Annotated in this window: 11 protein-coding genes; 3 read left to right on the top strand and 8 right to left on the bottom strand. The window is 67.0% G+C overall.

The genetic code is table 11. The features are described 5' to 3' along the window. Positions 1-101: 101 nt before the first annotated feature. The 3 genes from SSA01S_RS17965 to SSA01S_RS17955 are packed head-to-tail and all read right to left on the bottom strand — an operon-like array spanning position 102 to position 2481. A complete protein-coding gene (locus tag SSA01S_RS17965) occupies positions 102-881 on the bottom strand; it encodes a LysR family transcriptional regulator (protein WP_061781493.1) in 780 nt (259 codons plus the stop codon). Beyond that, positions 878-1276, bottom strand: a complete 399-nt coding sequence (gene apaG / locus SSA01S_RS17960) for a Co2+/Mg2+ efflux facilitator ApaG/CorD (RefSeq protein ID WP_061781492.1) — start codon at positions 1274-1276, stop codon at positions 878-880. The genes SSA01S_RS17965 and apaG overlap by 4 nt, the downstream gene beginning before the upstream one ends. After that, positions 1273-2481: a trans-sulfuration enzyme family protein gene (locus SSA01S_RS17955; protein ID WP_061781491.1), complete on the bottom strand. Its 1209-nt coding sequence runs from the start codon at positions 2479-2481 to the stop codon at positions 1273-1275. Before SSA01S_RS17955 ends, apaG begins: the two co-directional genes overlap by 4 nt. Positions 2482-2616: 135 nt before the next feature. On the opposite strand from SSA01S_RS17955, the gene SSA01S_RS17950 reads away from it, so the two are divergent. After that, a complete protein-coding gene (locus SSA01S_RS17950; RefSeq protein ID WP_058716430.1) occupies positions 2617-2922 on the top strand; it encodes a hypothetical protein in 306 nt (101 codons plus the stop codon). Between the two features lie 141 nt (positions 2923-3063). Here SSA01S_RS17950 and SSA01S_RS17945 read toward each other — a convergent pair whose 3' ends face one another. Both SSA01S_RS17945 and SSA01S_RS17940 read right to left on the bottom strand, forming a co-directional pair. Beyond that, complete coding sequence (locus SSA01S_RS17945; protein ID WP_061781490.1) at positions 3064-4902, bottom strand: glycoside hydrolase family 35 protein; 1839 nt, start codon at positions 4900-4902, stop codon at positions 3064-3066. A gap of 166 nt (positions 4903-5068) precedes the next feature. Beyond that, complete coding sequence (locus SSA01S_RS17940; RefSeq protein ID WP_061781489.1) at positions 5069-6331, bottom strand: methyl-accepting chemotaxis protein; 1263 nt, start codon at positions 6329-6331, stop codon at positions 5069-5071. A gap of 254 nt (positions 6332-6585) precedes the next feature. Between SSA01S_RS17940 and SSA01S_RS17935 the strand changes: the two genes are divergently transcribed. Next, positions 6586-7830 carry a phospholipid carrier-dependent glycosyltransferase gene (locus SSA01S_RS17935; RefSeq protein ID WP_061781488.1) on the top strand — a complete coding sequence of 415 codons (1245 nt, stop codon included), beginning with the start codon at positions 6586-6588 and terminating at the stop codon, positions 7828-7830. A gap of 4 nt (positions 7831-7834) precedes the next feature. Here SSA01S_RS17935 and SSA01S_RS17930 read toward each other — a convergent pair whose 3' ends face one another. The 3 genes from SSA01S_RS17930 to recO are packed head-to-tail and all read right to left on the bottom strand — an operon-like array spanning position 7835 to position 10774. Then, positions 7835-8935 (bottom strand): glycosyltransferase family 2 protein, encoded by a 1101-nt coding sequence (locus tag SSA01S_RS17930; RefSeq protein WP_061781487.1) that lies wholly within the window; start codon positions 8933-8935, stop codon positions 7835-7837. A 6-nt stretch (positions 8936-8941) separates the two neighbouring features. Next, a complete protein-coding gene (gene leuB, locus SSA01S_RS17925; protein ID WP_061781486.1) occupies positions 8942-9985 on the bottom strand; it encodes a 3-isopropylmalate dehydrogenase in 1044 nt (347 codons plus the stop codon). A 57-nt stretch (positions 9986-10042) separates the two neighbouring features. Then, a complete protein-coding gene (recO, locus tag SSA01S_RS17920) occupies positions 10043-10774 on the bottom strand; it encodes a DNA repair protein RecO (RefSeq protein ID WP_061781485.1) in 732 nt (243 codons plus the stop codon). Positions 10775-10809: 35 nt separating this feature from the next. Between recO and SSA01S_RS19985 the strand changes: the two genes are divergently transcribed. Further along, on the top strand, positions 10810-11085 hold a 276-nt coding region (locus SSA01S_RS19985; RefSeq protein ID WP_217996069.1), incomplete at its 3' end, for a hypothetical protein.

Below are 11085 nucleotides of genomic sequence, written 5' to 3'. Positions count from 1 at the left end.
GGGGGGGGGGGGGGGGGGGGGGGGCTTCCACATAGGGCATCCCTTGCGGCGATCCCCCTCCACCATGCTGCGCATGGTCCCCCTCCCCGTTCCGGGGAGGATCAGCCCCCCAGCGCCTCGACCAGGGCCTTGACCTTTTGCTGGCGCCATTGCGGCAGCGGCGCGACCAGCCAATATCCCATGCGCGAGGGCACCGCCTCGCCGGTGGCGACCACACGGCCCTCGGCCAGGTCGCGCTCGGCGAGCAGTTGCGGCACCACGGCGCGGCCCAAGCCCGCCGCGACCGCATCGATGGCGAGGCCAGCATCGGTGACACGGACCAGCGGCGCCCCCTCTTCCGGCGCGCCCGGCCAAGCGATCAGCGGCGCATCGGCCGGGCCAATGGGAATCATCCCGTCCGACTCGATCGCCTCGCCCTCCAGTCCGCCAGGGCCGTCGCCCCAGCGGATGGCGAGGTCCAGATTGGCCTCGGTGAAGTCCAGCCCTTCGTCCGAGGCGATCAGCGAGAAGCGCAGGTCCGGGTCGCTCGCGGCAATGGCGGCGAGACGCGGCATCAGCCACTTCTCGGTCACGTCGCGCGGCGCGGCGATGGTCAGCGACTTGGACGATTGGCCCGCCTGCATGGCGCGCACGGCATCCTCGAATTGCAGGAAGCCCGCCCGCAGAGGGGCCAGGCCTGCCTCGGCTTCGGGGGTCAGTTCCAGTCCGCGCGTCGTGCGGCGGAAGAGGACGACGCCCAGCGTATCCTCCAGCGCGCGAATCTGCTGCCCGACCGCCGCCGGGGTCACCGCCAGTTCGTCGGCGGCGCGGGTGAAGCTCAGATGGCGCGCGGCGGCGTCCAGGACACGCAGGCCGTTGAGCGGGAGATGGGTCCGCTTCACGACGCGACCGCCGGAGCGATCAGCGCGAATTGGGGAATGGCCGCGTCGAAGGTCACGCCATCCGCGCCGACCATGCGATAGCTCCCCTGCATCGCGCCGCTGGTCGTCGCCAGCGGACAGCCCGAGACATAGTCGTACGACGCCCCCGGCTGGATCACTGGCTGCTCACCGACCACGCCCTCACCCTCGACCGAATGGCGCGCGCCGCGCCCGTCGGTGATGATCCAGCGACGGGTGAGCAATTGCACCGGCTGCTCGCCGTCATTCTCAATACGGACATGATAGGCCCAGAACCAACGCCCGCGCTGCGGCTCGGACTGTTCGGGCAGATAGCTGACCGACACGCGGACCGTTACCGGCCCGGTGGTCAGCGCATGGGGAAAGAGCGCCTTCACAGACCCACGACGCGCAGCGCCTGGTCGAGATCGTCGATCAGGTCGTCGGCATCCTCCAGCCCGACATTCAGGCGCAGCATGCCCTCGCCGATGCCCATCTCGATCCGCTTGTCCTCGGTGACACCGGCATGGGTGGTCGAGGCGGGGTGGGTCATCAGCGAGCGCGAGTCGCCGATATTGTTCGAGATGTCGATCAGCTCCAGCGCGTCGAGCAGGCCGTGCGCCTGTTCGCGGCCACCATCGAGTTCCAGCGCGAAGATGCTGCCGCCCGCCTTCATCTGGCGCATGGCGAGGTCATGCTGCGGATGGCTGGGCAGCGCCGGGCACAGGACGCGGGGCACGCGGCCCTCCAGGAAGGTCGCGACCTTCAGCGCCGATTCCGACTGGCGATGGATACGCAGGTCCAGCGTCTCCAGCCCCTTCAGCACTACCCAGGCGTTGAACGCCGACAGGGTCGGGCCGGTGTTGCGGGTGAAGGGCAGCAGGGTGTTGGTGATGAAGTCCTCGGTCCCGCAGACCGCGCCCGCCAGCACGCGACCCTGCCCGTCCATCATCTTGGTCGCGGAATAGGCGGTGACGTCCGCGCCGAAATCCATCGGCCGCTGCAGCGCCGGGGTCGCAAAGGCATTGTCGACCACCGTGGTGATGCCCCGCTCTTGCGCAATGGCGCAGATCGCTTCCAGATCGGCCACGTCCATGGTCGGGTTGGCGGGCGTCTCGAAGAAGAAGACCTTGGTCTCGGGCTTCACAGCGTCCAGAAACGCCTGCGGGTCACGGGCATCGACCACGGTCGTGGAAATGCCGAACTTGGGCAGCAGCGTGTCGGTCAGCCAGCGGCACGATCCGAACGCCGCACGCCCGCCGACCAGATGGTCACCCGCCTGCAACTGGCAGAGCAGCACCGCCGTCATCGCCGCCATGCCCGACGCCATGGTCCGGCACGCCTCCGCGCCTTCCAACAGGGCGATGCGCTGTTCCAGCATCTCGACGGTCGGGTTCTGGAGCCGGGAATAGGTCATCCCCTCCTGCTCGCCCGCGAACCGTGCCGCCGCGTCCCCTGCCCGGTCATAGCAATAGCCCGAGGTCAGGAAGAGCGCCTCGGACGTCTCGCCATATTCGGACCGCGCGGTGCCGCCGCGCACGGCCTGCGTCGCGGGACGCCACTTGGTGGTGATCGAACGGTCTTGGCCAGTCTTACGCTTCATGCCCGCTCATTTGCCGGTCCGGGAAGCGGGGTTCAAGGATATTCCGACACAACGCCGCATGTGTCGCCGTTGCGATAGCGGAACGAAAATGCGCCGGGCCCGGTTGTTCCCGCTGATCAAACAGGGAGAATGACGATGACGATCCGTATCGGCCTTTTGCTGGCCGCCAGCCTCGTGTCGCTGTCGGCGTGCAACAGCAAGGGCACCGACAAGCTTGCCGAGAATGTCGAAAAGGCCGCGGACAACCGTGCCGACGGCATGGAAAGCCAGGCCGACGCGCTGCGCAACGAAGCCAAGCAGCTCGACAAGCAAGCCGAAAAGACCCGCGACTATGCCGAGGATCGCGCCGATGCGATCAAGGCCGCCGACGTCAACGCCGCCGCAATGAGCCCGGAACAGCGCGAGGCGATTGTCGCGAACCAGGCGGCGGCGGTTCGCTGAGGTCGATCCTCCCCGGCACGGGGAGGTGGCAGCGCATCGCGCTGGCGGATGAGGGCTTCCTCTCAGGAAACCCCTAACGGAAAGCCCCCTCCACCACCGCTTTGCGGCGGTCACCCTCTCCCTGCAGGGGAGGATATACCGTTACTGCGCCTCGCGGTGATTGGTGACCTTGCCGTAGATCGGCTTGTCGACCGTCGTCAGCCTGTCGCTCGCATCCCCGGTCAGGTCGAAGAACAACACCCGGTTCGCCCCCGCCTTCAGCCACGGCGCAGGCGTATAGAGCGTGTGGACCGGCCCGATGCTCCAGAAGCGACCGAGATTATGGTCGTTCAGCCACAACTGCCCCTTATGCGCGCCCCGCATGTCGAGATAGGTGTCGCCGGGCTTGGCCACCGTCATTTCCGCCTCATAGAAGCAGGGCCCGGTGCAGGGCTTGGCGGACAGCTTTAGCGAGGACAGATTGTCCATCGGCAGGCGGAACATCTGCCAGTCATGGAGCGGCTGCCCCGCCAGCGTCACCGCGCCGGTCAGGCCGGTCTGCTCGGTGCGGATGGCGTGGGAATAGTTCACGCGCCCGGTATTCTCGACCAGGATGTTCATCGTGGTCGGCTTCGTCCGCGCCGGCAGTTCGACCGTTTCCTGGTCCAGCCGCCGGTCGAGCGTGCCGACCAGCGTCTTGTCCAGATAGACCTGCGCATAGCTGTGCATGCCCTTCAGCGTCAGCGGCCCCGCCGCCCCTGCGGGCACGGTGACGCGGTAAAGGACGTACCCGTAATTCTGGTCGAGTTCCTCGAACGTCTTCGGCTGGGCCGCCCGTACTGGCGTCGGCAGATTGTCCCAGAGCGAGGCGCTACGCCGTACCGCCGATACCGGGAAGGTCGTCGCGACCGTCGGCGCGGGCGTGGGTGCGGCGGGCTTGCCGGTCACCTCGGCGATGGCGGCGGCGATCAGGCCGTATTTGTAGCGCGGATTGCCCGCCTCATCGATCGGCGCGTCATAATCATAGCTGGTCGTGTCGGGATGATAGTCCTTGCCGGTGTGCGAGTCCGCCCCGTTCATCCAGCCAAAGGTGGTGCCGCCATGCACCATGTAGAGCGAGATCGAATAGCCGCGCTTGAGCATATAGGCCATTTCCTCGGCCTCCTTCTTGCCGTCCGTCTCGTGGTGCTCCTCGCCCCATTTGTCGAACCAGCCCGCCCAATATTCGCCGACCATGCGCAGGCCGTCAGGGCGATAGGCCTCCAGCTTGGCGACCGCATTCTCCGCGCCGCCCGACCCGAAATTCACCACCGACGGACGATTGGGCAGAGATCCCTTGGCCAGGTCGCCCGCCTGGTTCGACGTGAACAGGATGCCGTCGCCGAGCCCGGCGCGCTTGTAGCTGGCCTCCAGCCCGCGCAGATACGCCTGGTCGTTGCCGAAGGCGCCATATTCATTCTCGAGCTGCACCGCGACGATCGGCCCGCCATTCTTGAGCAGCAGTGGCTTCACCTCCTGCCCCAGCCGCATCAGCCAGCGGTCGACGGCGGCGGTATATTGCGGATCGGTCGAACGCAGGACGAGCTTGCGATCCTTGAGCAGCCAGGACGGATAGCCGCCCAGTTCCCATTCGGCGCAGACATAGGGGCCGGGGCGCAGGATGACGTCCAGTCCCTCGGCTTGGGCATCGCGGATAAAGGCGACGATGTCGTTCTGGCCGCTGAAGTCATAGACGCCTGGACGCGGTTCATGCGCGTTCCAGAAGGAATAGGTGGTGATGGTGTTCAGCCCCATCGCCTTGGCCTTGCGTAGGCGGTCGCGCCAATAGGCGCGCGGGATGCGGGTATAATGCATCTCGCCCGAGATCACCTGATGCGGCTGGCCGTTGCGCAGGAAGCCCTTGCCCTTCACCTCGAAACTGCGGGCCGGGCCATCATTGGCGACGGGCGCCTGGGCATAGGCGGGCGACAGGGCGGTGGCCGCCAGAATTGCCAAAATCATCGGTCGGGACCATCGCGTCACGTCACTCTCCCACTTATCCTCTCAGATGGCGCGGGCGATTCCCTATCGTTGGGAATACCCGCGCCACGTCACCATCATGGGTGCCATGCCGGACAGGGGTTCGTCAAATTGTCTGACGAATAGAGGGGCGTGCGCGGGCCGCCGGTCAGGCGGCGCGGGATAGCGACCGGGGCATCGCCATGGGGGCAGGGTGCGTCGCCAGCCGGAAACGCCCGACCTGATCGCTCATCGCGCTGGCTTCTCCGACCAGTTCGCGCGCGGCGGCGGTCGCTTCCTCGACCATCGCGGCATTTTGCTGGGTCACGGCATCCAGATCGCTGATCGCGATGGTGATTTGCGATGCGCTGCTCGCCTGTTGCTGCGATGCGCCCGCGATATCGGCGATCAGGGCCGCCATCTCGCTGACCTGCGCGGCGATCCGCTGCAGGGTCGCACCGGCCGCGTCGACCTGCTGCACACCGGCGCGAATCTGCGTATCGGAAGCGCCGATCCGCCCCTTCACATCCTTGGCCGCATCGGCCGAGCGCTGGGCGAGCGCGCGAACCTCGCTCGCGACGACCGCAAAGCCCTTGCCCGCATCGCCCGCGCGCGCCGCCTCGACCCCGGCGTTCAGCGCCAGCAAATTGGTCTGGAACGCGATGCCGTCGATCACGCCGATGATTTCCGAAATCTCGCTGGAGGTGCGTTCGATCCCGCTCATCGCGTCGATCGCCCGTTGGACGACCATGCCGCTTTCGGCCGCATTGCTCTGCGCGGAGGCGGCGACCTCGGCCGCCTTGGAGCCGAACTGCGCGGTTTCCTGGATCGCCTCGGTCACCTGGCGCATCGCGGCGGCGGTTTCCTCCAGCGAGGCGGCCTGATGCTCGGTCCGGCGCGACAGATCGCCCGCCGCCTTGCCGATCTCCAGCGCCGCGCTGTGAACTCGCCGCGCGGAATCGTCGACCTTGCTGATCGAGCCGCCCAGCATTTCCGCTGTTTCATTGAAGTGCAGACGAAGCGGCTCGTAATCATCACGGAAGGGCTTGACGATGCGGTGCGACAGGTCGCCATTGGCGAGGCGCGACAGCCCGTCGCCCAGTTGGCCGACCATCGCCATCGTTTCACCCATTTCCTGGCACAGGACCAGCACGTCCTGCGGGGTCAGGACATTCGCGGGGATCAGCGTAACGAGCAGGCGTACGATGGTCCCCCGGCTGTCGGTATTCAGCCATTCGAATCGCGCAAAACCTTCCTTCAGCGCCTGTCCGATACGTTCGCCCACATGCTCTTCGGTGGAACGCCCGTCCGCCTGGCAGGGGGCCGAAAAGGTCACGGGCGATTTGCCAAGAATTTCGGAAAGCGGCCGGTCATAGACCCGCGCCGAGGCGGGGTTCGCCGAGACGAACTTGCCCCCCGAGAATAGAAGCATCGCATCGGGAGATAGATCAAACACGGCCCTTGCCGTGCGATCATCGACATTCGCTTCCTTCTTGCCCAGCCAACCCATCGTGTCGCTCGTCCCTCTGCTGCGGCCGTGTCGCCCCCGAATCGGCCGATCATTTCCAACCTTCAACCATGATCGTTAGCGACCGAATCTGAAGGATCGGTTAGGGACATTTTGTAACAGCACCCCCGACCGAAAAAGCGTTTGTGCCCCTTGGGCGAGGCCGCCATGACCGCATCATGCGCCGCCTGCTCACCCTGCTTCATCGGCCGTTCCCGGCCCTGATCGCGCTGCTCGTTACCGCGCAGATGCTGTTCTGCTGGCGACTGACCACGCCGCACAAGCTGGTCTTCGACGAGGTTCATTATGTGCCCGCCGCGCGCACGCTGCTGGCGCTGGAAGGACCGGTGAATATCGAGCATCCGCTGCTCGGCAAGGCGCTGATCGCGCTGGGCATGATGATCTTCGGCGACAATCCGCTGGGCTGGCGCGCGCTGTCGACCCTGGCGGGTACGGCGGTGGTCGCGGGCGTGTTCGGCATCGTCTGGCTGATGACCCGGCGGACCCGTACCGCCGCGATGGCGGGGGTGCTGACGCTCGCCAATTTCATGGTGCTGATACAGGCCCGGATCGCGATGCTCGACGGCTTCATGGCGGCGTTCGTCGTGCTGGCGGTCGCCGCCATGGGTTGGTCGATGCGTGGCTCCGTAGCGCAGAGCCGGTGGCGATGGACGCTGGGCGCGGTTCTGCTGGGGCTGGCGGTCGGGACCAAATGGGCGGCGGTGCCCTATCTGGGGTACGCCGCGATCGGCTTCGTGTTGATGAAGCGGGGCGATGCCAGCCGCTGGCCGGGTCTCCACTGGTGGTCGGCCTGGGGCCTGCTCGGCCTGGGGGCGGGGCTGGCCTATGCGGCAACCTTCGCGCCCGCCTTTTTCTACACCCATGATCCGATGACGCTGGGCCGGCTCTTGCCCTTCCAGGCCGAGATGTATGCGCGCCAGACCCAGATCCTGCCGCCGCATACCTATCAGTCGACTTGGTGGAGCTGGCCGGTGATCGGGCGGCCGATCTGGTATTTCTATGAGGTGGCGGACGGGGCGCAGCGGGGCATCTTCCTGCTTGGCAATCCGGTGGTGATGTGGGGCGGGCTGGTCGCCGTTGCGGCCTGCACGCTCGGCTGGCTGCGCACACGCGACATCCGGCTGGGCTTTGCGGCGGCCTTGTGGATCGGCGGCTTCGCGGTGTGGGCGATCATCCCCAAGTCGCTGGGCTTCTATTATTATTACTATCTGCCCGCCATCTGGCTGTCGGTGGCGCTGGCGGTGGCGATCGATCGGTGGCGCGGGGCCCTGCGCGACTGGGACGAGGCGTATCTGGTCGCGGCGGTGTGCCTGTGCGTCTATTTCTACCCGATCCTGACCGCAGGCGCGCTGGCCGGGCCGAGGTCGTTCCTGCGCTGGGCCTGGTTCACGGAGTGGCGGTGAGGGCTTAGTAGCGCCCCCACACGAACCGCGACGACAGCGCATAATTCCACACCGCGCCGACCAGCACGCCGATCAGGGCCGAGAGCGCCCATTCATTGGCGCGCGCGTCGTGCAGGAAGGCCGCCACGCCGACATTGGCGATCGCTCCCACCGCACAGACCAGACAGAAGGACACCCACCCGTCAAGGAGCGGCCGGAATCCCGTCAATCGCCGGTCGCGATAGGTCAGCGCGTTGTTCAGGAAGAAATTGAACGTCATCGCGGCGGCCACCGCGACGATCTGGCTGGCGAGGAAGCTTGCGCCCAGCAGGACAAAGAACAGGCTGAGCACCGCCATGTGCACGCCCACGCCCAGCACCCCGATCGCCGAGAACATGGCGAAGCGCACCGGCACCACCTTGCCGAAGCGGCGGTCGTACAGCGCGATCAGATATTCCATCGCCACGACATGATCGAGCTTCGACTCGCCCTCGGTCCGCAGCCGGAAGACATAGGGCATCTCGACGGCGCGAAGCGGGCGCGGCGAAGCGCTCATGATGTCGAGCAATATCTTGAAGCCGATCCCCGACAGATGCGGCACCGTCGCACGCGCGACATCGGTGCGGACCATGAAGAAGCCGCTCATCGGGTCGGACAGGTTCACGTTCAGCACCCGCTGCGACAGCTTCGTCGCAAAGGCCGACTTGGCGACACGGTCGCGGTCCCAGTCGCCCGTCCCGCCGCCATCGACGAAGCGCGAGCCGACGACGATGTCGAGATCGCCTTCCGCCTGCAACCGGTCGAGCATCTTCGGGAGCAGCGTCTCGTCATGCTGAAGATCGCCGTCGATCACCGCCACCATCGGCGCGGCGGTGGCGCACATCCCCTCGATACAGGCCGAGGACAGGCCGCGCCGCCCGATCCGCTGGATCACCCGGACGCGGGGATCGACCTTGCCGATCTCGCGCGCGGCGTCGGCGGTCCCATCGGGGCTGTTATCGTCGACGAAGATCGCCTCCCACCGCCGCCCGGCCAGCGCCTGGTCGAGCTTGGCGATGAGCACGGGCACATTGGCGCGCTCGTTGAAGGTCGGGATGACGACCGCGAGTTCGAGGAGCGCGCTCATGGGGCGTCAGAGGCGTTCGAGGATCGCGTCGGCCATGGCGCGGGTCGACAGGCTGCCGCCCAGATCGCCGGTCCGCGCGCCCTCACGAATCGCGCCCGCCACCGCCGCGTCGATCCGGTCGGCCGCGTCGGTCAGGCCCAGCGAGTGGCGCAGCATCATCGCCGACGACAGGATCGCCGCGCAGGGATTGGCCTTGCCCTGCCCCGCGATATCGGGCGCCGAGCCATGGATCGGCTCGTACAGCCCCTTGCCCGTCGCCCCGAGAGCGGCGGAGGGCAGCATCCCGATCGAGCCCGCGCACATGGATGCCTGATCCGACAGGATGTCGCCGAACAGATTGCCGGTCAGGATGACGTCGAACTGGCCCGGATCGCGCACCAGCTGCATCGCGCAATTGTCGACATACATATGGTCGAGCGCGACGTCCGGATAATCCTTCGCCACCTCGATCACCACGTCGCGCCACAGCTGCGAGGTTTCCAGCACATTGGCCTTGTCCACCGACAACAGGCGGCGACGGCGGCGCATCGCGGTCTCGAAGCCGACGCGCGCGATCCGCGCGACCTCTTCCTCGTCATAGCGCATCAGGTCATGGCCCTCGCGCAGGCCCGCCTCGGTGGTGCCGCGCCCCTTGGCACCGAAATAGACGTCACCCGTCAGCTCGCGCACGATCACCATGTCGATGCGCCGCGCAATGTCGGGGCGCAGCGAGCTGGCATCCTCCAGCCCCTCGAACAGGCGGGCGGGGCGCAGGTTCGCGAACAGGCCGAATGCCTTGCGCAGACCCAGAATCGCCTGCTCCGGGCGGTGTGCGCGCTCCAGATTGTCGAAGCGCGGATCGCCGACCGCCCCGAACAGCAGCGCATCGGCGCGGCCCGCCACCTCCAGCGTCTCGGGCGGCAGCGGATGGCCCGCCGCCTCATAGGCCGCTCCGCCGACCTTGGCCTCCTCGAAGGTCAGGCCCAGGTCCAGCGCCTCCAGCACGCGCCGCGCTTCCGCCGTCACTTCCGGGCCGATGCCGTCACCGGCGAGGATCGCGATCAATGCCATGGCTGGCCCCTTGTCTTACCTATGTTCGGAAGCGCCCTTTGCCTTAGCGGGCCGGTGTCACGCAACCGCCCTTTTGAACCGATCGAACAGCCGCGCGCGGGCGGGCATCGGATCGTTGCGCAAGCCCACCAGGATATCGCGCGCCAGGAAATGCGCGGTGATCCGCCCGGCGGCGAATATCTCGGGCCAGTCCCCCACCCCGCCCTCGCGCAGGAAATCGGGGAGCGGAAACAGCTTCGCCTCATAACCGAAGGCCGCCCCCACCGACACCGCCGCCCCGCTCTTCGGGCTCACAAAGGCCAGATCGTCCGTCCCACCGGTGACCGTGCACCGCTCCAGATCGAGCCCGAACCCCAATTGCCCCAGCAGCAGCAATTCGTACCGCACCAACGCCCCCGCCCAGCCCCGCGCGGACGGGGCCGACTCGATCGCGGTCAGCACCGCGTCGAGTGCATCGTACAGGACCGGATAAGGCTGTTCCTCGGGCAGCGTGGCGGCAGTCAGCGCGCACAGCCACTCGATCCCGACAGCGGCCAGCGGCTCGCCATGCAGCCCCGCGCGGCTATGCCCCGGCTCGATGGTCAGCGCGGCAAGCTGCTCCACCGTCCGCGCCCGCCACTCGCCGACAATGCCGTTTCCCGGTTGCAGTACCGACCGCAAAGCCCGCGACCGCCCGCCCCGCACATAGCCCGGCTGCACCCCGTCCTCGCGAGTCAACGCCCGCACGATCGCCCCATGCTCGCCATGCGGCCGAACCGACAGAATGATGGCGGGGGCGACCCGGTGCATGGGAAGGGATGTAGGGGGGAATGGGGTGGGATGCTATGCGATCGAACCGCTTAATAGGTCGCGTCACGCTTTTGCTGCGGCCTCAGACGTCCGACCCGCTGAGCAAGCCGATGCGGCAATCGCGTTTCAAAGTTCCGCAACTCCCTGGCGGCACCGGTGTCGCCAGCCTTGGCCGCACACCGAAGCCAATGGCGATAACCCATCATATCGTTGCCGTTGAAACAGCTGACGGCCATATTATTCGCCGCGCGCGCATCGCCTTTTCGCCAAGCCCGCCGATACAGGCCTGCGGCACTGAACGCATCGGCGGG

Source organism: Sphingomonas sanguinis NBRC 13937, assembly GCF_001591005.1.
Classification (GTDB): Bacteria; Pseudomonadota; Alphaproteobacteria; order Sphingomonadales; family Sphingomonadaceae; genus Sphingomonas; species Sphingomonas sanguinis.
The sequence above is the reverse complement of the archived record's forward strand: the minus strand, read 5'-3'. Positions and strand labels throughout refer to the sequence as shown.

Coding starts and splice junctions, on each gene's coding strand:
- SSA01S_RS17950 (WP_058716430.1), top strand. CDS start 2,617: ATGACGATCCGTATCGGCCTTTTGCTGGCCGCCAGCCTCGTGTCGCTG.
- recO (WP_061781485.1), bottom strand. CDS start 10,774: ATGCACCGGGTCGCCCCCGCCATCATTCTGTCGGTTCGGCCGCATGGC.
- SSA01S_RS17935 (WP_061781488.1), top strand. CDS start 6,586: ATGCGCCGCCTGCTCACCCTGCTTCATCGGCCGTTCCCGGCCCTGATC.
- SSA01S_RS17955 (WP_061781491.1), bottom strand. CDS start 2,481: ATGAAGCGTAAGACTGGCCAAGACCGTTCGATCACCACCAAGTGGCGT.
- SSA01S_RS17940 (WP_061781489.1), bottom strand. CDS start 6,331: ATGCTTCTATTCTCGGGGGGCAAGTTCGTCTCGGCGAACCCCGCCTCG.
- SSA01S_RS17930 (WP_061781487.1), bottom strand. CDS start 8,935: ATGAGCGCGCTCCTCGAACTCGCGGTCGTCATCCCGACCTTCAACGAG.
- leuB (WP_061781486.1), bottom strand. CDS start 9,985: ATGGCATTGATCGCGATCCTCGCCGGTGACGGCATCGGCCCGGAAGTG.
- SSA01S_RS17945 (WP_061781490.1), bottom strand. CDS start 4,902: ATGATTTTGGCAATTCTGGCGGCCACCGCCCTGTCGCCCGCCTATGCC.